Below are 24,092 nucleotides of genomic sequence, written 5' to 3' on the forward strand. Positions count from 1 at the left end.
ACAATGCCGTCTTCATACCTTACCCTCCAGCTCTTTGGCCTGGTTACGGTTGAACAGGATAATCGGGACTATCAGCACCGCCAGCATCACCACCGCCAGGGCAGAGGCCACCGGCCAGTCACGGTTGTTGAAGAACTCCTGCCACAGCACCTTGCCGATCATCAGGGTCTCGGGGCCACCGAGCAGTTCCGGGATGACGAACTCGCCCACCACGGGGATGAACACCAGCATGCAGCCGGCGATGATGCCGTTCTTGGAGAGTGGCACCGTGATCCGCCAGAACCGGGTCAGGTTGCGGGCGCCGAGATCCGAGGCCGCCTCCAGCAGGCTCTGATCGTGTTTGACCAGGTTGGCGTAAAGTGGCAGCACCATGAACGGCAGGTAGGAATAAACGATGCCGATATAGACCGCCAGGTTGGTGTTGAGGATGGTCAGCGGCTCGTCTATCAGGCCAATGCCCATCAGCAGGCTGTTGAGCAGGCCGTTGTTGCTGAGGATCCCCATCCAGGCGTAGACCCGGATCAGGATCGCGGTCCAGGTCGGCATCATGATAAGCAGCAACAGAACGGTCTGGGTCTCCTTGTTAGCCCGCGCAATGGAATAGGCCATGGGATAGCCGATCAGCAGACAGAGCAGGGTGCTGATGAAGGCCATCTTGAGGGAGCCCAGATAGGCCGCGATATAGAGCTCATCCTCCTGCAGCAGCAGGTAGTTGCCCAGGTGGAGCAAGATGGTGAGCTGATTGTCAGCCCAGCTCACCACGTCGGTGTAGGGCGGGATGGCCACGTCCGCTTCGGCGAAGCTGATCTTCACCACTATGATGAAGGGCAGCAGGAAGAACAGGAACAGCCAGAAGAAGGGCACGCCGATCACCAGCTGGCGCCCGCCCAGTCGCTTCAGTCGTCTCAATGCCTTCATGATTGCAACACCACGCCGCTGTCATCTTCCCAATAGAGGAACACCTGGTCATCCCAGGTCGGCCGCTTGCCGTGGCGTTCGGCGTTGGCGATGAAAGCCTGAACGATTTTGCCCGAGGGCAGCTGGATGTGATAAACGGAGTGGCCGCCCAGATAGGCGATGTCGTAGACCAGCCCCTTGGTCCAGTTGAAGTCGGGATGCTCCAGATCGCTCGGCTTCTGAGTGCTCATCAGCAGCTTCTCCGGCCGCAGGGCATAACTCACCTTCTTGTTCTCGGCGCGAGAGCTGATGCCGTGACCCACGTAGATGGGCTGCTCCAGATCCGCACAGGCGATGGTGGCGTGGTCCTGTTCGTCTTCCACCAGCAGGCCGTCAAACAGGTTAACGTTGCCGATGAACTCGCACACCAGCCGGCTGGCCGGGGTCTCGTAGATGTCCATCGGGCTGCCGATCTGCTCGATGCAGCCCAGATGCATGATGGCGATCCGTTCGGCCATGGTCATGGCCTCTTCCTGATCGTGGGTCACCATGACGCAGGTCACGCCGACCCGCTCGATGATCTCCACCAGTTCGAGCTGCATCCGCGAGCGCAGCTTCTTGTCCAGCGCCCCCATGGGCTCGTCCAGCAGCAGCAACTTGGGACGCTTGGCCAGGGAACGGGCCAGGGCCACCCGCTGACGCTGGCCACCGGAGAGCTGATGGGGCTTGCGACGGGCATACTGGGTCATCTGCACCAGCTTGAGCATCTCCTCGACCTGGGCATCGATCTCGGCCTTGGGCAGGCCATCCTGCTTGAGGCCGAAGGCGATGTTCTGCGCCACCGTCATGTGGGGGAACAGGGCGTAGGACTGGAACATCATGTTGATCGGACGCTCGTAGGGCGGCATGTCGGTAATGTCGACCCCGTCCAAGAACAGGCGCCCCTCGGTGGGGCGCTCGAACCCGGCCAGCATCCGCAGCAGGGTGGATTTGCCGGAGCCGGATCCCCCCAGCAAGGCGAAGATCTCCCCTTTATGGATGTTGAGAGAGACGTTGTCGACCGCCAGCGTTTCGTCGAACTGCTTGCTAACCCTGTCTATTTTGACCAGCACTTCTTTACGCTGCTGGCTGCCCTCGAGGGCTTTCTTGTAGGCACTGGAGGCTATCGCCATTACCAAACTCCCAAACGTGATACCGATACAATCTGGCGCCCCGGGATGGGCGCCAAGGTTAGGTTCCGGACTTGATCCTGGTCCAACTCCGGGTGATCAGGCGCTGCACCGAGCGCGGATGTGCATCCTGCACATAGAGCCGCTCCAACACTGCCTGGGGGGGATAGACTGATTCGTCATCGCGCACGCGCTTGTCCATGAATTCTCCCGCCTTGGTGTTGGGGTTGGCATACCCCACGTAGTCGCTCACCTTGGCGATCACTTCCGGCTCAAGAATATAGTTGATCAGGGCGTGTGCCTCTTTGACATTGGTGGCGTCCACCGGGATGGCCATCATGTCGAACCAGAGGTTGCCACCCTCCTTCGGGATGCTGTAGGCAATCTTGATCCCCTTGCCCGCTTCGTTGGCACGGGCTGCAGCCTGCAGTATGTCACCGGAGAAACCGGCGGCGACGCAGATGTCACCGTTGGCCAGATCTCCGATGTACTTGGAGGAGTGGAAGTAGGCCACATAGGGGCGCACCTTCAACAGCAGCTCCTCGGCACGCTTGAGATCGGCCGGCTCATGGCTGTTGGGGCTGATGCCGAGGTAGTTCAGCGCGGCCGGGATCATCTCGTCGGCCGAGTCGAGGAAGGCGACGCCGCAGTGGGACAGCTTCTTCATGTTTTCCGGCTCGAAGATGACGGCCCAGGAGTCAATCTTGTCGACCCCGAGCACCGCCTTCACCTTCTCGACGTTGTAACCTATGCCGTTGGTGCCCCACAGATAGGGCACGGCGTATTGATGACCCGGATCCACCTTGTCGAGCTGCTTGAGCAGCATGGGATCCAGGTTGGCCATGTTCGGCAGCAGGGCAGGATCCAGCTTCTGGAAGGCCCCCGCCTTGATCTGTTTGGCCAGGAAATTGTTGGAGGGCACGACCAGATCATAACCGGTTCGCCCGGTCAGCAGCTTGCCTTCCAGCGTCTCATTGGAGTCGAACACATCGTAGACGGTCTTGATCCCGGTCTTCTGCTGAAAGTCACTGAGGGTGGTTTCGCCGATATAATCGGACCAGTTGTAAAAATGAACCACAGGGGCTGCCTGGGTCAGATTTGCAAACCCCAGGGTCAGGGCCAGCGTTGCTATCTTGGTCATGTGCACTTATCAGTCCTCATATGTGTGATTACCAGTCGCGCATCCATACGCGCCGTCCAACCTGTCGGGTGGTCACCTCCCTCCCGGCCGAACTGCGGACCGGGAGGGGTACTCGTCACTTACTTACCTGATTTGATCTTGGTCCAGCTACGGGTCATCACACGCTGCACCTTGGCCGGCAGATCCGGGAAGGTGTAGATCTTCGCCAGAGTCTCGTCGCTCGGGTAGATGCCCGGATCGTTGCGGATCTTCTCGGAGACCAGGGGCACGGAGGCCTTGTTCCCGCTCGGATAGCTGACGGCGTCGGAGATCTTGGCGATCACCTCGGGCTGCATCAGATAGTTGAGGAACACATGGGCCTCTTCCACGTTTTTGGCATCGGCCGGAATGGCCAGCATGTCAAAGAAGCTGCCAGCCCCCTCTTTCGGGATCACGTAGGTCAGGTTGATGCCGTTCTTGGCCTCAATCGCCCGGGATTTGGACTGCTGCAAGTCACCGGAGTAACCAACCGCCACGCACAGGTTGCCGTTGGCCAGATCCGAGATGTACTTGGAGGAGTGGAAATAGGCGGTATAGGGACGCACGGAGAGGAACAGCTCCTCCGCCTTCTTCAACTCGTCCGGCTTCTGGCTGTTCGGCTCAAAGCCCAGATATTGCAGGGCGGCCGGCAGCATTTCGGTCGGTGAGTCGAGGAAGGAGACACCGCACTCCTTCAACTTGGCCATGTTCTCCGGCTTGAACACCAGATCCCAGGAATCCACCGGAGCGTCCGCACCCAGCACGGCTTTCACCTTCTCCGGGTTGTAGGCGTAACCGATGGTGCCCCACAGGTAAGGGATGGAGTACTGGTTGCCCGGGTCACTCGGTTCGAGTGCCTTGAGCAACGAGGTATCCAGATTATGCCAATTGGAGAGTTTGGACTTGTCCAGCTTCTGGAAGACACCTGCCTTGATCTGCTTGGCCAGGAAGGGGTTGGACGGTACGACGATGTCGTAACCCGAACTGCCCGCCAGCAACTTGGCTTCCAACACCTCGTTGCTGTCGAACACGTCGTAGATCACCTTGATGCCCGTCGCTTTCTGGAAATCTTCCAGGGTATTTGGCGCGATGTAATCGCTCCAGTTGTAGACGTGCAGCACCTTCTCGTCGGCCATCGCCCCGGTACTCATCATGACCAGCGCCACGGAAGCAGCCATCATTCCTTTTTTAAAAGACATAGTCCTTGTCTCCTAAGCAAATTGTATGCGTAAGCCAATCTGCCTGGGTACAGCCTATTCCTGCAGCTTTGCCGCCGTCAGGTCCAGACTGAGCCTGGCCAGTTTGACCAATTCATCCACCTGTTCCTCGGTGATCACCAAGGGGGGCGATATGATCATGGTATCGCCGACCGCCCTCATCACCAAGCCATTGTTAAAGCAGAACTCCCGACAGGTCATCCCCGCCTGTAGCTCGGCCGGGAAGCGGCGCTTGGTCTGCTTGTCCTGCACTATTTCCAACGCGGCAACCAGGCCTTTACCCCGGGTCTCCCCCACCAGTGGGTGATCGGCCAGTTCGCTCCAGCGGCGTTGCAAATAGGGGCCGATGTTATCATGAATTCGCTTAACTATGCTTTCGTTTTGCATAAGCTTAATGTTGGCAATCGCCACGGCGCAGGCGACCGGATGACCGGAATAGGTGAAGCCGTGATTGAACTCGCCCCCCTCTTCCACCAGCACCCTGGCAACCCTGTCACCCACCATCACGGCCCCCATCGGCAGGTAGCCGGAGGTGATGCCCTTGGCCAGACACATCAGATCCGGCTTGATGCCGAAGTCTTCGCTCGCGAACCAGTGGCCGGTGCGACCGAAGCCACAGATCACCTCGTCGGCGATGAGCAGGATCTCGTACTTGTCGCAGATGCGCTGGATCTCGGGCCAGTAGCTGGCAGGCGGGATGATGACGCCACCGGCACCCTGGATGGGCTCACCGATGAAGGCGGCCACCTTGTCCACCCCCAGCTCCAGAATTTTCTGTTCGAGTTGGCGGGCGCGCTCCAGTCCGAACTCCTCGGCGCTCATCCCCTGCCCCTCACCGAAGTGATAGGGCTGATCGATGTGCACTATGCCGGGGATCGGCAGGCCACCCTGGGCGTGCATCCCTTTCATGCCACCCAGGCTGGCGCCCGCCACGGTGGAGCCGTGGTAGGCATTGTGGCGGCTGATGATCACCTGCTTGTCCGGCTGGCCCTTGCTGGCCCAGTAGTGGCGCACCATGCGCAGCACGGTATCGTTGCACTCTGAGCCCGAGCCGGTGAAGAAGACGTGATTGAGGTGGGGCGGCGTGACCTCGGCCAGCAGGGTCGCCAGCTCGGCGGCGGGCGGATGGCTGGTCTGGAAGAAGAGGTTGTAATAGGGCAGTTGTTGCATCTGTTTGGTGGCGGCATCCACCAGTTCCTGGCGGCCGTAGCCCATGTTGACACACCACAGGCCCGCCATCCCGTCCAGGATGCGGCGCCCGTCGGAGTCTTCCAGATAGACGCCCTCGGCCTTGGTAATGATGCGGCTGCCCTTCTTGTTCAGGGCCTGAAAATCGGTAAAGGGGTGCAGATGATGGCTAGCATCCAGTTGCTGCCACTCACGGGTAGTACGTTGCATTGCTTGCTCCTCGATTCCTTCGATTTAAGCGGTATTGTTATGACTCGATGAGGTGGCTGGCAGCATCCCGGTTATTGCCACTTACGAGTAGCTCGCGGGTATCAGGCTGCATGGCTTGCTGCTTGAGTCATGGGCGGGAGAGACCGGTGCTGGTCTCTCCCTGTGGCGGTCAGGCGCGTCTCGCGCCCGGGGATCACACGTTCAGCAGCAGGAATTCCCGTTCCCAGCGGCTGATCACCCCGAAGTAGGTCTCGTATTCCTTGCGCTTGACCGCGACGAAGGCGCGGATGAAGCGCTCGCCTAGCATGTCCTTGATGGCCTCGCACTGCTCCAGATGACTGAGGGACTCCTCCAGAGAGCGGGGCAAGCTGTAGGGCAGATCATAGGCACTCGCCTTCATCTCCTGCAGCGGCTCCAGCTTCTCCAGCATGCCGAGGTAGCCGCAGGCCAGGGTCGCGGCCAGGGCCAGATAGGGGTTGGCATCGGCCCCGGCGAAGCGGTTCTCGACCCGGCGAGCACTCGCCTCGGAGAAGGGCACCCGCAGCCCGCAGGTGCGGTTCTCCACCCCCCACTGCACGTTGCGCGGGGCGCTCTCGCCGAAGGTGAGGCGGCGGTAGGAGTTGACGTTCGGTGCCAGCAGCGCGGTCACCGCCGGGGTGTATTTCTGCAGCCCGGCGATGAAGTGCATGAATTGCTCGGTATTGCCGCCATTCTCCGTACCGAACAGGTTGCGACCGTTCGCATCCTCTAGGCTCTGGTGGATGTGCATGGCGGAGCCCGGCTCCTCGCTCATGGGTTTGGCCATGAAGGTGGCGTAGATGCCGTGCTTGTGCGCCGCTTCACGCATGGTGCGCTTGAACAGGAACACCTGATCCGCCAGATCGATGGGGTCACCGTGCAGGAAGTTGATCTCCATCTGGGCGGCACCGGACTCGTGGATCAGGGTGTCCACCTCCAGCTCCTGCGCCTCGCAGTAGTCGTACATGTCCTCGAAGATGGGATCGAATTCGTTGACCGCATCGATGCTGAACGACTGGCGGGCGGTCTCCGGGCGGCCGTTGCGGCCGATCGGCGGCACCAGGGGATAGTCGGGGTCTTCGTTGCGCTTGACCAGATAGAACTCGAGCTCGGGGGCCACCACCGGCTTCCAGCCCTGTTTCTCGTAAAATGACAGGACCCGGCGCAGCACGGAGCGCGGCGCTATGTCGATGAGCTTGCCATTGATGTCGAAACAGTCGTGGATCACCTGAGCGGTCGGCTCCAGTGCCCAGGGGACGAAGCGAATGGTGTTGGGATCGGGATAGAGCTGCATGTCCCGCTCCAGCGGGTCAATCATGCTGTCGTCATCCGGATATTCGCCAGTCACCGTCTGGGTGAAGATGACTTCGGGTAGCCGCATGCCCCCTTCGCGCAGAAATTTATTGGCTGGAATGATCTTGCCTCGGGCATTGCCGGTGAAATCCGGGAACAGGCACTCCACCTCAGTGATGCGATTGCTCTCCATCCAGCCCTTGATACTGTCCATGTTAAACCCCGACTCTACGGTTGTCATAGGCAAGGGTGTCTAATATAAGGAACACCCTTGTTAAATAAATGTAATCAGCAACACCATAAAAGCCCGCGATAAGGGCCTTTGTCAAGCGGTGGTGTTTAAAAAACTATAAACATTGGCCTATATAATGACCAGGCCGACACCAAATACTAAACACCTTGTATCCCTATCAAGCTACTGCAAACCCAAGCTGCAAAGCCGATGCCAATCGCGGACAAATTCAGGGTGATACTCAGTCAGCCCCTGTCGGAACAAGAGTATTTCTTTGCAAGGGCGCACAATCCTTACCCGATGTGCTTTGCATCCGTGCTTTTTTTTGGTACAAGGCCCGCCCTGATTTGCACTCTCCTGCATGGATTTGGTGCAAATCGGGATACGAGGGCTTGGTCTGCAGGCAGACAGCCCCCATAAATGGGTAAAATTGGGAAACTGACTGGTAGCTAACCGTATGTGTGATTTCATGACTGAAGACCAACTGGCCTTTTACAAGGGGCAGATCGAGCGACAAATCATCGAGCTCGAAGAACGTCTCAACTCCCAAGCCAGCCAGGCCATCGCCACCGATACCAACGAGATGGCTGATGAAATTGACCGTGCCAGCATCGAGGAAGCCCGCCGTCTGGAGCTGAACCGCATCGAGCACGACAAGTTGCATCTGCGCAAGCTGAGAGGGGCGTTGAAACGCATCAACGAAGGAGACTTTGGCTACTGCGAATCCTGCGGTGACGAGATCTCTCTCAAGCGGCTGCAGGCACGCCCTGAGTCCCGCTTCTGTGTCGAGTGCCAGAGCACCAAGGAATTCAACGACACCCACGTGTTCCGCCGCGTCGCCTGATCCTGCCGGGCACGGTTCCGATCGGTAGTGAGCCCGCCTCCAGCGGGTGACCATCCTCCGGCAGGTGAAGAGAGCCGTTACCCTGGATAGACAGGGATAGCTGGCGACACCTGCGCCTGGATCATGGCGTCGACATCAGATCGTGAACAAGTTCTGATAGACTCCGGGCAAGTCCCGGAATCTATCAGGAGAGCAGAGAGTGAAATGGCTCATCAGGCTGTGTTTGTGCCTGCCACTGCTGGCACAAGCACAGACTCTCACCGTCAAGGTCCCCAGCCGGCCTATCAATGACCTCGACAACGAATACCAGCTCAAGCTGCTGGAACTGGCGCTCGATCGCGCCGGGCAGCCGTTCAAGCTGGAGCGGGTCGAACTCAACCTCAATCAATACAGCCTGCAGCAAGAGCTGCGCAAGGGCAAAACCATCAATGTGTTCTGGATGGGCACCTCCAGCACCCTCGAATCCTACCTCATCCCTGTCCCCATCCCGCTGTTTCGCGGCCTGGAAGGGCTGAGGATTTCCTTCATCCACAGCGACGCCCAGGAGAAGTTCAACCAGGTCAAGTCCCTGGCGGACCTCAAGAAACTGAAGGCGGCGCAGGGAGTCGGCTGGGCAGACAACAAGATCCTGGAGCATGCGGGCATTCCCACCTACGCCGGTCGCTACAGCAACCTGTTTCGCCTCATCAACGACGGCGACAAGCTCGACTTCTTCCCGCGCAGCCTGGTGGAGATCTTCGCCGAGCGCGCCGAACTGGTGGCCCAGTATCCCAACCTCGCCGTCGAGCAGCATCTGCTGCTGCGCTACCCCTTCGCCGAATTCTTCTTCGTCAGCCCCGAATATCCCAAGCTGGCCAAGGCGCTCCAGCTCGGGCTGGAGCGGGCCTACGCCGATGGCAGCTTCATGAAGTTTTTCCACGAGAACCCCAAGATCCGTGAGGCCCTGGCCAGCGCGAACCTGGATCAGCGGGTCAGCATCCCGCTTGTCAATCCGGACATGACCCCCTTGCTCAGGAGCATTCCGGCCCAATATTGGGAATATCCACCCCGGCAAGGGCAGTAAAGCGCTGACGCAGGGAGACGATCTTCCGGCAGGGCAGTGACACAGCACGATCACAGCCTGGGGCCCCATGAGGTCACAACAGGTCTGGTGCCCGCCAGGGAGAGGCGGGCGATGAGTTTCACCCACAGCACCAGGGAGGTGCCATGAAACGACTCGAACAATGGTTCAACGACTACGGCCAGAGCCACCGCCACCCGGTCAACATCGCCATTCACAAGGTGGCGGTGCCCGGCATCTACCTGTGCGGGCTCGCCCTGTTCTGGTGCCTGCCCCAGGGGCCGCTGCCAGCGGGGCTCAACTGGGCGATGCTGGCGGCCGTGCCGGTGCTGATATTTTATCTGCGCCTGTCCTTTCCCCTATTTCTGGGCATGGCGGCCTTCACCGGCCTCGGGCTGCTGGTCTGCGCCCTGTGGCAGGGACCCCTGCTGCTAACGGCGCTGGCAGGTTTCGTACTACTCTGGGTAGCCCAGTTTGTCGGACACCAGATCGAGGGCAAGCGTCCCTCCTTCCTCACCGACCTGCAATTTCTGCTGATCGGCCCCGCCTGGGTGCTGGCCAGCCTCTATCGTTGCTTTGGCCTTCCCTATTGAGGCCAGGAGGAGTCTTGATGTCGTATCAACACATGCTGCCGCTGTTGCTGACAACCCTGCTCGCCGGGCCCGCCCTCGCGGACAAGGCCGATCCCATCGGCGAGGTGAGCACCGCCTTCCAGCTGGTCGGCCCCAACCACAAGATAGTAATCGAGGCGTTCGACGACCCCAGGATCGCCGGTATCGCCTGCTATCTGGCGCGCCCCAAGACAGGGGGCGTCAAGGGCGGGCTCGGGCTGGCGGAGGATCCCTCCCACGCCTCACTGTCCTGCCACCAGACTGGCCCCATCCGCCTGCCCGCCAAGTTGAAGGCGGGGGAGGAGGTGTTCGATGTCAGCACCTCCCTGGTATTCAAGGAGCAGAAAGTGGTGCGTTTTTACGACGAAAAACGTAATGCCCTGGTTTATCTGACTTACAGCACCAAGTTGGTGGATGGTTCTTATAAAAGCGCGGTGAGCGCCGTTCCCATCATGCCCTGGGGCTAATTCCCCACCATTTATCCCGTGATGAAGGGCGCGAGTTGTTGTAATTTAACCACATCGAAACCTGCGGAGAGCGCATCATGAGAGTCGCCGTTTTCAGTACCAAGAGCTATGACAAGGAACACTTCAACCAGGCCAACAGCCAGTACGGCTTCGAGCTGGAGTTCTTCGACGTGCGGCTGGAGGCCAAGACCGCCCGCCTCGCCCACCAGTTCCCCGTGGTCTGCCTGTTCGTCAACGATGACGCCGACCGGGAGGTGTTGACCGAGCTGGCCGCCAACGGCACCAAGGTGATTGCCCTGCGCTGCGCCGGTTACAACAACGTGGATCTGGTCGCCGCCAAGGAGCTGGGACTGAAAGTGGTGCGGGTGCCAGCCTACTCACCGGAGGCGGTGGCCGAGCACGCCGTGGGCCTGATGATGACCCTCAACCGCCGCATCCATAAGGCCTATCAGCGCACCCGCGACGCCAACTTCTCCCTGGAGGGGCTGGTCGGCTTCAACATGCACGGCCGCACCGCCGGCATCATAGGCACCGGCAAGATCGGCATCGCCACCCTGCGCATCCTCAAGGGCTTCGGCATGCGCCTGCTGGTGAGCGACCCCTACCCGAGCCAGGCGGCCATCGATCTGGGGGCCGAGTACGTGGACATAGACACCCTGCTGCGCCAGTCCGACGTCATCAGCCTGCACTGCCCCCTGTTCAAGGAGAACTACCACCTGCTGAACAAGGAGGCCTTCGCCAAGATGAAGGACGGTGTGATGATCATCAACACCAGCCGGGGCGGCCTGCTCGACTCCAACGCCGCCATCGAGGCCCTCAAGACCTCCCGCATCGGCGCCCTGGGGCTGGACGTCTACGAGGAGGAGGAAGATCTCTTCTTCGAGGACAAGTCCAACGAGGTGATCACCGATGACGTCTTCCGCCGTCTCTCCGCCTGCCACAACGTGCTGTTCACCGGTCACCAGGCCTTCCTGACCCGGGAGGCGCTGCACGCCATCGCCGACACCACCCTCGGCAACATCCAGGCCATCGAGAGCCAGGGCCGCAGCGACAACGAGGTGGAATAAGCTTTCCGCGCAATAAACCGGGCGCCGGGTTGTGAGACCTGGCGCCATCGGGTAGGCTACCAGCCCTTTTTTACTCAGGAGCCTGGCCGCCATGTTTGTCGGATTTGATTACGGTACCTCCAACTGTGCCGTCGCCGTGATGGAACAAGGCAGCCCCAGGCTGCTGAGCCTGTGCGGTTCCCATTATCTGCCCTCCACCCTGCACGCTCCCCACAGAGAGGCCATCGCCGGCCTGCTGGCCGAAGGGCTGGCACCGGCCCAGCAGCAGGAATACCTCAAGCTGCGCGGCCCCGTGGTGCCCCGTGCCCAGGCGGTGCGTCGCCAGATGCGCGAAGAGGGCTTGATCGATGAGCTCAGCTTCGGGGCCGCCGCCCTCGAGCGTTACCTGGAAGAGCCGGACGACGGCTACTACATCAAGTCACCCAAGTCCTTCCTCGGTGCCTATGGCCTCAAGGCCCCCCAGATCGCCCTGTTTGAAGACATCGTCTGCGCCATGATGCTGCACGTGCGCCGCGAGGCGGAGCAACAGCTGGGCCAACCGGTGCGCGGCGCCGTCATCGGTCGCCCGGTCAACTTCCAGGGGCTGGCGGGGGAAGAGAGCAACCGTCAGGCCATCGCCATCCTGACCGAGGCGGCCCGTCTGGCGGGCTTCGAGCAGGTGGAATTCCTGTATGAACCTGTGGCGGCCGGCTTCGAGTTCGAGGCACGCCTCGACGAGGATGCGGTGGTGCTGGTGGTGGACATCGGCGGCGGCACCACCGACTGCTCCATGCTGCGCATGGGCCCGAGCCACAGAGATCGGCTGGATCGCAGCGGCGATCTGCTCGGCCACAGCGGTCAGCGCATCGGCGGCAACGACTTCGACATCCGGCTGACGGTGGAGGGCATGATGCCGCTGCTCGGCATGCACGAGACCCTCAAGACCGGCAAGCCGCTGCCCCACCCGCTGTTCTGGGATGCGGCCGCCATCAACGATGTCAGCGCCCAGAGCCGCTTCTACAGCCTGGATACCGCCCGTCAGCTGCAGGACCTGCAGCTCGACAGCGGGCCCGGCAGCAAGCTCCCGCGCCTCGCCAGCCTGCGCGCCCACAAGCTGAGCCACCAGTTGGTGTGGCGGGCCGAGCAGGGCAAGATCGCCCTGTCCGATCACGAGCTCAATCGCCAGACCCTGAACGAGCTGGAGAAGGGGCTGGAGGCGGAGCTCAGCCGCGCGCAACTGGCCAGCGCCTCGGCGCCGCTGCTGGAGAAGATCGGCGAGCTGATGGACGAGGCGATCGATGCCGCCGGGGTGCAGCCGAGCCGGATCTTCGTCACCGGAGGCAGCGCCAAGTCGCCGCTGATCAAAGCCTTCATTCGCCAGAAGCTGCCGGCGATCCCGCTGGAAGGTGGCGATGACTTCGGCTCGGTGGCGTCCGGCCTCGCCCGTTACGCCGAACGGCTGTTTGCCGGCTGATCCCTGCCATGAACCTCGCCCTGTCAGCTGGAAGGGGGGGATGATTTCGGCTCGGTGGCATCCGGCCTCGCCCGTTACGCCGAACGGCTGTTTGCCGACGCATAAACCGGTTCGCCGATCGATAAAAGGGGTCACAGTGTGGCCCCTTTTGCGTGCGGCTCGACTCGGCCGGGACAGCTGTTGCCATTTACCGACACCCCTGTTGCCATGAGGGCGACAGAAGCGGTCGGGATCCCCCCCCCTTGCCCTGCCCCGGGGGTCATGCCGAGGGTATGCTTGTCGCTCCCATCACCGGAGCCCCTTCCATGCCCAGATTTTTGCTACTGCTGCTCGCCTTGCTCCTGCTCAGCGCCTGCAGCAGTACTCCCGCCTTCGTCCAGCAAGATCTGCAGCACCACCACTGGGTGCTCGACAAGCTGGATGGCCAGGCCGTCGCCAGCCCCCGTGACAACCCGCCCGATCTAGAGATAGGTGAACACTTTACCGTCAACGGTATCGCCGGTTGCAACCGCTACTTCGGCCAGGGCCACCTCGAAGATGGCAAGTTCTGGGTCACCAGCCTCGGCAGCACCGCCATGGCCTGCCCACCGCAGCTCGATCAGATAGAGCAGGCCGTGCTCGCCACCCTGGCCGAGGGCGCCACCCTGAGCGGGACGACACAGACGCTGATCTTGCAGGGAAAACAGCACCGTTTGGAATACAGGCTGCGGGACTGGGTGTTCTAGGAGGCTCCAGGGCTCACGAAACCAGACGCCATACAGGAACAACTGGCCAGGCTGTGGCACACTATGAGGCATTGTTCGCAATGGAGGCTGCCCCAGCCATGTCGATGGATCGCCTGTTTGACAAGATCAAACAACTGCCCACAATCCCCAAGCTGCTGCACGAGCTGATGCAGAGTTTCAATGACGAGAACGCCCGCATCGACGAGATCGCGGCCAAGATCGCCATGGATCAGGTCATCAGCGTCAAGGTGCTGCGGATGGCCAACTCGGCCGCCCTGCGCCGGGGCAACGAGGTCACCTCCATCGAGCAGGCAGTGATCCGGCTCGGCTTCAACCGCTTGCGCTCCGTGGTGGTCGCCTCCGGCATCATCAGCAGCTTCAAGGCGCCCCCCAGCTTCGACAAGCACCGCTTCTGGACCCAGACCTTCCAGGTCGCCACCATAGCCCGCACCCTGGCCCAGCAGACCAAGGTGGTGGATGCCGAGACCGCCTTCACCTGCGCGCTGATCCACAACATCGGCGAGCTGCTCATCCAGAGCACCCTGCCGGAAGAGGCCGAGCTCATCAACCTGGCCATCGAGAAGGGCAGCAGCCGGGTCGAGGCCCAGCGGGAGATGCTGGGGTTCGACTATGCCCAGCTCGGCGCCGAGCTGGCACGACGCTGGAACCTGTCGGAGTCCTTCGTCGACGCCATCGCCCAGCAGCTGGATCCGCTTTCCTATCAGCCGGTCAGCAAGGAGGCGGTGCTTATCCGGCTCGCCGTCTTCGTCTCCTTCGCCTGGCATGCCGGCGTACCGGCCCAGGCCATCATAGCCCGCTTCCCCAAGCCGTTGGCCGATGAGCTGGGGCTGGACCCCGCCACCCTGGCGGATCAACTCGAGCAGTTGCACGAGCAGGGTAATGCCCTGGCCGATTTGCTGACCCAGTAGATGTACAACGACCGATCAGCAGGAGCCGGATCCCCGTCTCATTCTGGCGGATCAGCTCGAGCAGTTGCACGAGCAGGGTAATGCCCTCGCCGACTTGCTGACCCAGTAGTCCCAGTAGACCCAAGGCTGACTGACCAGCCCGAGCCGGATCGCCGTCTCATTCTGGTCGGTCAATACACACAATCTCACGAACAGGGTAGTACCATGACCCTCGCCGCCCCTCTGACGCAGTGGACACCATGACCCCTCCCTTCCTGTTTCACCCCCAGGTGGCACCCTGGTTCAAAGAGCGTGCCGATGCCCTGTTGCTCACCCTGTTCAGCGAGCTGGACGCGCCTATCCGGGAGGTGTGGCTGCGCCACGAGCCGGACAACGAGGAGTACCTGCTGGCCATGCGCCCGGTCTCGACCCGGGACCGGCTGCAGGTCTGGCAGGTCGAGCTGCCGCTGGCCAGGGGGCAGGAGATCCACCTCTACTGCTTCAAGTGCCTCACCGACGACCAGCAATGGTGGTTGCACGGGGCCGGCGTCAGCGCCGCCATGCCACCTCGGGAGCAGCATTTTCGCTTCAACGGCCAGCACCAGCCACCGGCCTGGGTGCAGGATCAGGTGTTCTACCAGATCTTCCCCGACCGCTTCTGCAACGGCGATCCCTCCCTCAGCGTGCGGCACCACGAATATCAGTACAAGGGCAAGGCCGTCATCAGCAAGGCCTGGGGGGCGCCGGTCAGTCGCCACGAGGAGGGGCATGGCGCCTGCGAATTCTACGGCGGCGATCTGGCGGGGATCGAGGCCAAGCTGCACTATCTGCAGTCCCTCGGCATCACGGCGCTCTATCTCAACCCCATCTTCGACTCGCCGAGCAACCACAAGTACGACACCCAGGACTACTTCAAGGTCGACCCGCACCTCGGCACCAACGAGCAGTTCGCCGAGCTGACCCGCAACCTGCACCAGCGCGGCATGAAGATCATCCTGGACGCCGTGGTCAACCACACCTCCACCGAGCACCCCTGGTTCTGCCCGCCGCTGGGGGCCCAGAGCAACCCGGACTCCCCCTGGCGCAGCTTCTACACCTTCGACGTCGAAGGGGATTATGTCAGCTGGAAGGGCATTCGCAGTTTACCCAAGCTGGATTTTGCCAGCGAACAGGTGCAAGACGCCGTCTATCGTGCCGACAACGCCATTCTGCGCCACTGGATGCGTGCCCCCTACCAGATCGATGGCTGGCGCTTCGACGTCATCCACATGCTGGGGGAGCGCGGCACAGCCGAAGGCAACCGCGGCCATGTGCGCGCCATTCGCGGCGCCGTGAAGCAGGAGAACCCGGACGCCTATGTGCTCGGAGAGCACTTCTTCGAGGCGAGCCAGTGGCTGCAGGGGGATCAGGAGGACGGCGCCATGAACTACTACGGCTTCGCCCACCCCATTCGCGCCTTCCTGGCGGGGCAGGACATCGCCTATCACCCCATCAGGATCAGCGCCGAGGAGCTGGACAGCTGGCTCAAGCTGGCCCGGGCCCATATCCCGTTCAAGAACCAGCTGGCCCAGTTCAACCTGCTGGACAGCCACGACACCGCCCGCTTCCTGCACCTGCTGGGGGAAGACAAGCAGCGCATGCGCCTCGCCGCCACCCTGCTCATCACCTATATCGGTGTGCCCTCCATCTACTACGGCGACGAGGTGGGGCTCTCGGGTGGCAACGATCCGGACTGCCGTCGCTGCTTCCCCTGGGAGACCACCGACTGGGATCACGTGCTGCACGATCACTATCGCCGCCTGATCCAGCTCCGCCGCCAGCGACCGGCCCTGCGCCGGGGGGACATCCAGACCCTCTACGCCGGTCCCCACAGCTATGTGTTCGCCCGCACCCTGCAAAGCGATCAGGTGGTGGTGGCATGCAACCGCCATCCGACCGAGCCGCGCACCATCAGCCTGCCCCTGTGGCAGACCGCCAGCCCCGCCAGCCGCTTCACCGACGCCTTCAACGGCGACAAGTTCGAGGTGGTGCAGGGCCAGTTGCAGCTCACCATCCCGGCCAACTCGGCCAGGGTGCTGCTCTCGAGCTGAGCGTCACGACAATAAAAAACCGGAGCCTGTGCTCCGGTTTTTTTATGCGGGATCCGCTTGGGTGACGGGTGCTGCTATGACACACATTGTCGGCGATTTCTCGCTATTCAAAGTGATCCAGCAGCACTAAACATCCATCACAGCCGTCAAAATCAGTAGTTGATGCTGACGTAGGGTACCTCCGGCACCTCCCAGCACTGCTTGAGGTAGACGGTCAGCACGAAGAAAAAGTTCGCCAGCAGGTTCGCGAAGCGGTAGAGGATGGGATCGAAGCGCACCCCGCTCTCCTCGAGCCGCACCAGCAACCGCACCACCTTCTTGCTGCCGCAGCGGCACAGGTGCAGGGTGGGGATGGGTTGCGGTCCCTGGGGCAGCACGAAGCCGGTCACCCGGCCGCGGCTCGCCTCGTTGTAGTGATCGTAACGCCCCTTCAGCCAGTCCAGATCCTCTTCGAAGATGCCGAGCCTGCCGCGCACCGAGCCGTTGAGGTTGTAGATGAGCCGCTGCAGGGCCGCGAGATCCGCCAGCACGGGCTGGGTATCGGCATCCGGCGACAGGTGTGACAACACGGCCCCCACCTGGCAGCAGAGCTCGTCGGTGGCGATCTCGTAGTCGCACTGGAACTGGGTCTCGAAGATGAAGGGGTAGCAGAGCTCGCGCTTGTCTCTTGGCTTCTTGGGGTTCATGGCCGTTTCTGATTGAGGAAAAGGGCAGTGTGCCAGCCCGGCCATGGTCTAGCAAACAGGGCTGGCAAACCGCTCAGGGGACGGATAGGCGTCAGACCTGACCGAGCAGCCTCATGGCCTCCAGCATCCGCTGGTTGAAGCCCATGAAACCTGCCCCGTCGGTCTGGCCTCGCGCCGCCAGCACGGCCGGGGTCAGCGCCTGCTGCTGGGATTCCGGCAACAAGCCGTCGGCCTGCTGCTGCAGCTGACTCAACCGCGGCAGGTAATCCGCCAGCGGCTTCAGACTGTCTTGCAGGGAGTGAGCCCCCTGATAGGTCTGGCTCAGCTTGGCAGACTGCCTGAGCTTGAGGGAGTAGGAGGCCAGCTGGCTGTCATCCAGCTGCAACCCGTTCAGCTTGTCCGCCAGGGTCTTGCCATCCCCGTTGAAGAAGCTGCCCGCCAGCTCGTCCAGCCCCTTCACCAGCCGGCCCATGGCCTCCAGCTCGTCACCGTCGAGATCCCCCTCCAGGGAGAAGTCGAAGCTCTGGCTCGATTTCAAGCTGAACTGGCTGCCCCCCTCCTCGCTACGGGACTTGAACTGCCAGCTGTCGCTGAAGCGCAGTATCACCTTGTCCCCGTCCCGGGTCTCTATCTCGAGGGAGCTCTGCTGGCGGCTGGCCATCTCGGCCGCCCCCAGCTCGGTGGTCGAGACCTCGCCGAAGAACTCCTTCTCGAAGGACGCCAACCCCTCCTGAATGAGCTTGTAGCTCTGATCGATGCCGGTCTTGATCTCCTCGTTGTCGGTGGCCCAGCTGCCGAGCTGCTCCTTGGCACTGCCAAAGCCCATGTCCACCCCCTTGCGGGCCTGGGCCATCATCTCGGCCAGCTCGTCGTCGCTCTTGCCATCCGCCCGGGCCGCCCCCAGCCGTCCGGTGACAAATTGCAGCACGTTGTCCGCCACTGCGTCGAAATCGAACAGGGTATCCGGGGTGATCGCCTCCGGCTGACTCAGCTTGAACTCCTGGCTCTTGGGGGCCTGATAGTGCTGGCCGTTGATCTCCAACGCGAACTGCAGCGCCTGCTGAATGAGTCGCTGCGCCCATTTCGGGGGCTGGTTGAGGGAGACCTGATCCCCTTCCTCCGCCTGCTTGTTTTGGACAGTCTGGGTTGCCTTGGGGGAGGCACCCACTCCCTTGGGTTGGGCCGCGCCCATGCCATCGATCTGCATCATTCTTCCTCCCGCCATAGTGGTGGATCGGTTATCGGCCTGACTGGACACTTCTTGACCATAAAAACTTGGAGAATCTGCGGCCGCCTCTTACAATCTTGCCCCTTTGGTTGGCCAAGGCCTTCCCCCGGTTTCTGTCCGGCCCTGCCGGTGTGCATCTGAGGTATCTATGACCCAATCCCAGCGGACCCCCGCCGACTATCAGGCCCAGCTCGACGAGAAGCGCGCCCGCCTCACCGAGCTGTTCGCCAGCAGCAACCCGCCTGCGCTGGAGGTGCACGCCTCCCCTGCCGAGCACTACCGGATGCGCGCCGAGTTCCGCATCTGGCACGAGGGGGATGATCTCTTCCACTGCATGTATACCCCGGCCACCAAGGAGATCATCCGGGTCGACCAGTTCCCCACCGCCAGCCTGCTCATCAACCAGCTGATGCCGAAGTTGATCGAGGGCCTGCGCCCGCATCCGGTGCTGCGCAAGAAGCTGTTCCAGATAGATTACCTCTCCACCCAGTCCGGCCAGCTCTGTGTCAGCCTGCTCTATCACCGCCAGCTCCAGGCCGATTGGCAGCCGGTCGCCGAGGCACTGCAAAGCGAGTTGCGCGCGCAGGGCTTCGATCTGCGGCTCATCGGCCGCGCCCACAAGCAGAAGATCTGCCTGGGGGAAGAGTTCGTCATCGAGCGGCTGAAGGTGCAAGGCCGTGAGCTCATCTACAAGCAGGTGGAGAACAGCTTCACCCAGCCCAATGCCGCCATCAACGAGCAGATGCTGGGCTGGGCGCTGGACGTGACCAAGGGGAGCGAGGGGGACCTGCTGGAGCTCTACTGCGGCAACGGCAACTTCTCCATCGCCCTGGCCCAGAATTTCCGCAAGGTGCTGGCCACCGAGATCGCCAAGCCGAGCGTGGACTCCGCCCAGTTCAACATCGCCGCCAATGGCGTGGAGAACCTGATCATACTGCGCATGTCCGCCGAGGAGTTCACCCTGGCGATGCGCGGCGAGCGGGAGTTCAACCGCCTCAAGGGCGTCGACTTGAAGAGCTACCAGTGCAACACCATCTTCGTCGACCCGCCCCGCGCCGGCCTGGACGATGCGACAGTCCGGCTGGTGCAGGAGTACGACAACATCCTCTACATCTCCTGCAACCCGGAGACGCTGCAGGCCAACATGGCGGTACTCGGCGAGACCCACGAGATCGCCCGCTTCGCCCTGTTCGACCAGTTCCCCTGGACCCATCATATGGAAGCCGGGGTCTATCTGCGCCGCAAGGCTGGCTAATCCCGTTGGGCAGGCCGCTTCGCCCGGTTCGAGCCGACCCCCTGAACCCACCATATGGAAGCCGGGGTCTATCTGCGCCGCAAGGCTGGCTAATCCCGTTGGGCAGGCCGCTTCGCCCGGTTCGAGCCGATCCCCTGAACCCACCATATGGAAGCCGGGGCCTGTCTGAAGCACAAGGTGGGTTAACGTCTCCCCCTCATCCCCACCCCTTCTCCCGCAAGGGGAGAAGGGAGTGGAAGACCTTGAGGTAAAGTAGGATCGGCATCGCAAGGCAGGCCGATCCCACCGCTATCCACACGCAAAATGACGACAGGGCCCAAGGGCCCTGTCCGATTATTTATCCCGGTGCAGATCGGCAGCGGAGCCGTTATGCTGACGGCACGCGCATTCGCGCCATTGCCTGGGCCTCATGCCACCATGCCACGCGTTCTCTTTGTTGAAGATGATCCCGAAATAGGCCAGCTCATCAGCAGCTGGCTCGGCCGCCACGATATCGAGGTCCTGCTGGAGACCCGGGGCGATCTCGCGCTCGCCAGGGTCGAGGCCGAGCAACCGGATCTGGTGCTGCTCGACATCATGCTGCCGGGTCAGGATGGCCTCTCCCTGTGCCGGGATCTGCGCCCGCGCTTTGCCGGCCCCATCGTCATGCTCACCTCGCTCGACAGCGACATGAACCAGATCCTGAGTCTGGAGCTCGGTGCCAACGACTACATCCTCAAGACCACGCCGCCGCCTGTGCTGCTGGCCCGCCTGCGGGTCCAGTTCCGCCAGCAGGGGCAGATGCCGCAGGCGAGCTCGCCCGGCACCCCGCCCCAGCGCCTGCAATTCGGCCGCCTGCAGATCGATGGCCCCGGCCGGGATGTGCGGCTCGATGGCAACAGCATCCCGCTCTCCACCGCCGATTTCGATCTGCTGTGGGAGCTGGCCTGCCACGCCGGCCAGATCCTGGGGCGGGAGGCGCTGTTTCGCAGCCTGCGCGGCCGCGACTACGACGGCCAGGATCGCAGCATGGACGTCGCCATCTCCCGCCTGCGCCGCAAGCTCGGGGATGACACCACCAATCCGACCCGGATCAAGACGGTACGCCAGAAGGGCTATCTGCTGGTGCCCCAGGCCTGGGAATGAGCGGGTGTCTCACACGTCTGCACACCAGAAGCCCGACTATGACACCACCAATCCGACCCGGATCAAGACGGTGCGCCAGAAGGGGCTATTTGCGAGTAACGGCTGGTGTCCCAGGCCTGGGAATAAGCACGCCGCCGGTTGCCCCGTCTCGCAGGGGCAACCCATGCGGCAATAACCACAGGAAGAACCACCATGCGGCGCCTGTTTATCCAGTTTTATCTGCTGCTGATCGGCTGTTTTGGCCTAGCCATCCTGTTGATCGGTCTGGTCTATCAGGTCAGCGCCGAGCGGGCGGGAGATCGCTATCTGGAGCACATGATGCAAGGCTCCCTCGGCCTGCTCACCGGCGAGCTGGCCCGCCTGCCGCCGGAGCGCTGGCCGGAGCGCACCGCGGAGCAGAGCCGCCAGCTCAACCTGCCGCTGCAGATAGGGGCCCTCGCCAACCAGCCCCTGGCCCGGGAGGATCAGAGCTTTCTCGAGGAGGGCAACATCGTCATCGTCGAGGAGGATGACACCTTCCTGCAGCGCATCCCCGCCACCGATCAGGTGCTGATCGTCGGCCCGGTTCCCTATCTCTCCTACCTGCACGAGCTGCACTGGGTCGATGTGGGCCTGCTGCTGCTCATCGGTCTCTCCCTCGGCCTGCCGATCCTGCTCTGGCTGAGACCCCATTGGCGCGGCCTGCAACAACTCGAACAGACCGCCCGCCGGGTCGGTGACGGAGATCTCTCCAGCCGCACCGGCCTGCCCGCCAACAGCAGCCTGGCCAGGGTCGGTCGCACCTTCGATCTAATGGCGGAGCAGTTGCAGGCCATGCTGGCCAGCCGCAAGCAGCTGACCGATGCCATCGCCCACGAGCTGCGCACCCCCCTGGTGCGGCTGCGCTACCGGCTCGCCATGCTGGAGCCACAACCGGCCGAGGCCGACCGGCAGGGGCTGGAACGAGATCTGGGGGCACTGGACGCCCTCATCGAGGAGATGCTCACCTATGCGCGGCTCGATCGCCCCGAGCTGCCGCTGCAATGCAGCGATCTGGAGCTGGGTGACTGGGCCGGGGCGCATCTCGCCGACTGGCAGGCACTGCGGCCGGAGAAGCAACTCGAGTTCATTCCCCCCGCCGGCCCCCTGCCCTGGCGTGGCGACGCCAGACTGCTGGAGCGGGCGCTGGAGAACCTCATCGGCAACGCCCTGCGCCACGCCAGCAGTCGGGTGACCCTGCACATGGCGCGGCGGCAGGAGCACTATCTGCTGGAAGTGAGTGACGACGGCCCCGGCATAGACCCGGCGCTGGCGCCCCAGATCTTCGAGCCCTTCGTGCGCCTCGATCAGAGCCGGGACAGGCGCACCGGTGGGGCCGGGCTCGGGCTCGCCATAGTGCGCAGCATCGCCCGCCACCACGGCGGCGAGGTGCAACTGCTGCCCTCTGCGAGCGGCGCCCGTTTCTGCCTGACCTTGCCCGTACATTTGGATACAAACCGTCACCAGCCACTCACTGAAGCAAACCAGGCGCTGCCCTAGGATGAAGGCATGGAGAAAGGCTCCATGTCATCAACCCGAATGAGGAACTGGAATATGAAAAAGCTGATCCCCCTGACTCTGGCCGCTGTCTTCGCCCTGACCTCTGGCTTCACCATGGCTGCCACCCCGACCAAGGCTGCCGCTCCCCATGCCACCCAGACCAAGGTAGTGAAAAAGCATCACAAGGCGGCCCACACCTCAGTCGCCCCTGCCAAGGTCAAACCCGCTGCAGCAGCACCCAAGGCCTGATAGCAACGGCTCGGCTTTGCCCTAACGAGAAGGGGCCCCATCGCGGGGCCCCTTCTGTTTTTGCCGAGGACGAACCTGAGGCTCAATCCAGCATATAGTCTGCCGGCAGCGCGATGCGCGCCACGCCGGAGGCTACCGCCGCCAGCGCCACGGCGCGGGCCACCCGCGGCAGCAGGCGGGCGTCCATCGGCTTGGGAATGACGTAATCCTTGCCAAAGTGCAGCTCGCTCACCCCGGCGGCCACCAGCACCTCGGCCGGCACGGGTTCTTTCACCAGACCGCGAATGGCCTCCACCGCCGCCACCTTCATGGCATCGTTGATGCGGCTGGCGCGGGCATCCAGAGCGCCACGGAAGATGAAGGGGAAGCAGATGACGTTGTTGATCTGGTTCGGGTAGTCAGAGCGACCGGTGCCCATGATGAGATCGCCCCGCACGGCGTGGGCCAGGGCGGGCTTGATCTCGGGATCCGGGTTGGAGCAGGCGAAGATCACCGGGCGCGGCGCCATCAGGGCCACCGCCTCGGCGGGCAGCACGTCCGGACCGGAGACGCCGACGAACACATCGGCCCCTGCGATGACATCCATCAGGGTCTGCAACGGGGTGTCGTTGGCGAAGCGCTGCTTGTACTGGTTCAGATTGGTGCGGCCTGTGTGGATCACCCCCTGGCGGTCCAGCATGAAGATGTTCTGCGGCGCGGCGCCGCACTTGATCAGCAAGTCCATGCAGGCGGTGGCGGCGGCGCCGGCCCCCATGCAGACGATGCGGCTCTGCTCGATGCGCTTGCCCTGCACCTCCAGGGCGTTGAGCAGGCCGGCGGCGGTGACGATGGCGGTGCCGTGCTGATCGTCGTGGAACACCGGGATGTCGCAGCGCGCGATCAGCGCCTGCTCTATCTCGAAGCACTCGGGGGCCTTGATGTCTTCCAGGTTGATGCCACCGAAGGTGTCGGCGATGGCCGCGACCGTGTCGATGAACTGCTGGCTGGTCTCATGTTTCACTTCGATGTCGATGGCGTCGATGCCGGCGAAGCGCTTGAACAGCAGGGCCTTGCCCTCCATCACCGGCTTGGAGGCCAGCGGGCCCAGATTACCCAATCCCAGGATGGCGGTACCATTGGAGATGACGGCCACCAGATTGCCCTTGCCGGTGTAGCGGTAGGCGTCATCCGGATTGGCGGCGATCTCGCGCACCGGCTCGGCCACCCCGGGGCTGTAGGCCAGCGCCAGATCGCGGGCGGTCTCGGCGGGCTTGGTGAGGACGATGGCAATCTTGCCGGGAATGGGATGGGCGTGGTAATCGAGCGCTTGCTGACGCAGATCGGACATGGGGGACCCCGATACGGAAGTGAATGTGGTGGTGCATGGCTCGCCGCTGGCGAGGGCTGGGGATCATAAAGAAAACCTTCCTGCTTTTACAGCAGA

22 protein-coding genes are annotated in these 24,092 nt (G+C 62.4%); 13 read left to right on the forward strand and 9 right to left on the reverse strand.

Going from position 1 to position 24,092, the window contains the following annotated elements:
• Nucleotides 1–12: 12 nt before the first annotated feature.
• The 6 genes from MM194_RS13865 to MM194_RS13890 form a co-directional block, all read right to left on the reverse strand.
• Nucleotides 13–918 carry an ABC transporter permease subunit gene (locus MM194_RS13865; protein ID WP_033129004.1) on the reverse strand — a complete coding sequence of 302 codons (906 nt, stop codon included), beginning with the start codon at nucleotides 916–918 and terminating at the stop codon, nucleotides 13–15.
• Complete coding sequence (potA, locus tag MM194_RS13870) at nucleotides 915–2,069, reverse strand: polyamine ABC transporter ATP-binding protein (RefSeq protein ID WP_050719264.1); 1,155 nt, start codon at nucleotides 2,067–2,069, stop codon at nucleotides 915–917. Before potA ends, MM194_RS13865 begins: the two co-directional genes overlap by 4 nt.
• A gap of 58 nt (nucleotides 2,070–2,127) precedes the next feature.
• On the reverse strand, nucleotides 2,128–3,213 hold the full coding sequence (locus MM194_RS13875) for a polyamine ABC transporter substrate-binding protein (protein ID WP_033129006.1): 1,086 nt from the start codon (nucleotides 3,211–3,213) through the stop codon (nucleotides 2,128–2,130).
• A gap of 113 nt (nucleotides 3,214–3,326) precedes the next feature.
• Nucleotides 3,327–4,424, reverse strand: a complete 1,098-nt coding sequence (locus MM194_RS13880; RefSeq protein ID WP_033129007.1) for an extracellular solute-binding protein — start codon at nucleotides 4,422–4,424, stop codon at nucleotides 3,327–3,329.
• A 54-nt stretch (nucleotides 4,425–4,478) separates the two neighbouring features.
• A complete protein-coding gene (locus tag MM194_RS13885; protein ID WP_033129008.1) occupies nucleotides 4,479–5,840 on the reverse strand; it encodes an aspartate aminotransferase family protein in 1,362 nt (453 codons plus the stop codon).
• A gap of 193 nt (nucleotides 5,841–6,033) precedes the next feature.
• On the reverse strand, nucleotides 6,034–7,365 hold the full coding sequence (locus tag MM194_RS13890) for a glutamine synthetase family protein (RefSeq protein WP_033129009.1): 1,332 nt from the start codon (nucleotides 7,363–7,365) through the stop codon (nucleotides 6,034–6,036).
• A 475-nt stretch (nucleotides 7,366–7,840) separates the two neighbouring features.
• On the opposite strand from MM194_RS13890, the gene MM194_RS13895 reads away from it, so the two are divergent.
• The 9 genes from MM194_RS13895 to malZ all read left to right on the forward strand — a co-directional run bounded on the left by MM194_RS13895 (nucleotide 7,841) and on the right by malZ (nucleotide 16,608).
• Nucleotides 7,841–8,227, forward strand: a complete 387-nt coding sequence (locus MM194_RS13895; RefSeq protein WP_033129010.1) for a TraR/DksA C4-type zinc finger protein — start codon at nucleotides 7,841–7,843, stop codon at nucleotides 8,225–8,227.
• Nucleotides 8,228–8,426: 199 nt separating this feature from the next.
• Nucleotides 8,427–9,290 carry a hypothetical protein gene (locus MM194_RS13900; protein ID WP_241343873.1) on the forward strand — a complete coding sequence of 288 codons (864 nt, stop codon included), beginning with the start codon at nucleotides 8,427–8,429 and terminating at the stop codon, nucleotides 9,288–9,290.
• Nucleotides 9,291–9,433: 143 nt separating this feature from the next.
• Nucleotides 9,434–9,880, forward strand: a complete 447-nt coding sequence (locus MM194_RS13905; RefSeq protein WP_241343874.1) for an Mpo1-like protein — start codon at nucleotides 9,434–9,436, stop codon at nucleotides 9,878–9,880.
• A gap of 17 nt (nucleotides 9,881–9,897) precedes the next feature.
• Entirely contained in the window at nucleotides 9,898–10,365 is a 468-nt protein-coding gene (locus MM194_RS13910) for a CreA family protein (protein ID WP_241343875.1), read from the forward strand.
• Nucleotides 10,366–10,442: 77 nt separating this feature from the next.
• Nucleotides 10,443–11,432 carry a 2-hydroxyacid dehydrogenase gene (locus MM194_RS13915; protein ID WP_241343876.1) on the forward strand — a complete coding sequence of 330 codons (990 nt, stop codon included), beginning with the start codon at nucleotides 10,443–10,445 and terminating at the stop codon, nucleotides 11,430–11,432.
• Nucleotides 11,433–11,523: 91 nt separating this feature from the next.
• Nucleotides 11,524–12,885 carry a molecular chaperone gene (yegD, locus tag MM194_RS13920; protein ID WP_241343877.1) on the forward strand — a complete coding sequence of 454 codons (1,362 nt, stop codon included), beginning with the start codon at nucleotides 11,524–11,526 and terminating at the stop codon, nucleotides 12,883–12,885.
• A gap of 305 nt (nucleotides 12,886–13,190) precedes the next feature.
• Nucleotides 13,191–13,610 carry an META domain-containing protein gene (locus MM194_RS13925; protein ID WP_241343878.1) on the forward strand — a complete coding sequence of 140 codons (420 nt, stop codon included), beginning with the start codon at nucleotides 13,191–13,193 and terminating at the stop codon, nucleotides 13,608–13,610.
• Between the two features lie 80 nt (nucleotides 13,611–13,690).
• Complete coding sequence (locus tag MM194_RS13930; RefSeq protein WP_241343879.1) at nucleotides 13,691–14,539, forward strand: HDOD domain-containing protein; 849 nt, start codon at nucleotides 13,691–13,693, stop codon at nucleotides 14,537–14,539.
• Between the two features lie 239 nt (nucleotides 14,540–14,778).
• Nucleotides 14,779–16,608 (forward strand): maltodextrin glucosidase, encoded by a 1,830-nt coding sequence (gene malZ / locus MM194_RS13935; RefSeq protein ID WP_241343880.1) that lies wholly within the window; start codon nucleotides 14,779–14,781, stop codon nucleotides 16,606–16,608.
• A gap of 152 nt (nucleotides 16,609–16,760) precedes the next feature.
• On the opposite strand, the gene MM194_RS13940 is transcribed toward malZ, so the two are convergent.
• Nucleotides 16,761–17,294, reverse strand: a complete 534-nt coding sequence (locus tag MM194_RS13940) for an ATP--cob(I)alamin adenosyltransferase (RefSeq protein ID WP_241343881.1) — start codon at nucleotides 17,292–17,294, stop codon at nucleotides 16,761–16,763.
• 91 nt (nucleotides 17,295–17,385) lie between these two features.
• A complete protein-coding gene (locus tag MM194_RS13945) occupies nucleotides 17,386–18,501 on the reverse strand; it encodes a DUF5610 domain-containing protein (RefSeq protein ID WP_241343912.1) in 1,116 nt (371 codons plus the stop codon).
• Nucleotides 18,502–18,670: 169 nt separating this feature from the next.
• Between MM194_RS13945 and trmA the strand changes: the two genes are divergently transcribed.
• From trmA to MM194_RS13965, 4 genes are all read left to right on the forward strand, one after another.
• Nucleotides 18,671–19,777 carry a tRNA (uridine(54)-C5)-methyltransferase TrmA gene (gene trmA / locus MM194_RS13950; protein WP_241343882.1) on the forward strand — a complete coding sequence of 369 codons (1,107 nt, stop codon included), beginning with the start codon at nucleotides 18,671–18,673 and terminating at the stop codon, nucleotides 19,775–19,777.
• Nucleotides 19,778–20,194: 417 nt separating this feature from the next.
• Complete coding sequence (rstA, locus tag MM194_RS13955; RefSeq protein ID WP_033129022.1) at nucleotides 20,195–20,902, forward strand: two-component system response regulator RstA; 708 nt, start codon at nucleotides 20,195–20,197, stop codon at nucleotides 20,900–20,902.
• A gap of 192 nt (nucleotides 20,903–21,094) precedes the next feature.
• The gene (rstB, locus tag MM194_RS13960; protein WP_241343883.1) at nucleotides 21,095–22,420 is read left to right on the forward strand and encodes a two-component system sensor histidine kinase RstB; all 1,326 of its coding nucleotides are present in this window, start codon (nucleotides 21,095–21,097) and stop codon (nucleotides 22,418–22,420) included.
• A 54-nt stretch (nucleotides 22,421–22,474) separates the two neighbouring features.
• Complete coding sequence (locus MM194_RS13965) at nucleotides 22,475–22,669, forward strand: hypothetical protein (RefSeq protein ID WP_033129024.1); 195 nt, start codon at nucleotides 22,475–22,477, stop codon at nucleotides 22,667–22,669.
• An 82-nt stretch (nucleotides 22,670–22,751) separates the two neighbouring features.
• On the opposite strand, the gene MM194_RS13970 is transcribed toward MM194_RS13965, so the two are convergent.
• On the reverse strand, nucleotides 22,752–23,996 hold the full coding sequence (locus tag MM194_RS13970) for a malic enzyme-like NAD(P)-binding protein (protein WP_241343884.1): 1,245 nt from the start codon (nucleotides 23,994–23,996) through the stop codon (nucleotides 22,752–22,754).
• Nucleotides 23,997–24,092: the final 96 nt, after the last annotated feature.

The organism is Aeromonas sp. MR16 (assembly GCF_022549315.1).
Lineage (GTDB): Bacteria > Pseudomonadota > Gammaproteobacteria > Enterobacterales > Aeromonadaceae > Aeromonas > Aeromonas aquatica.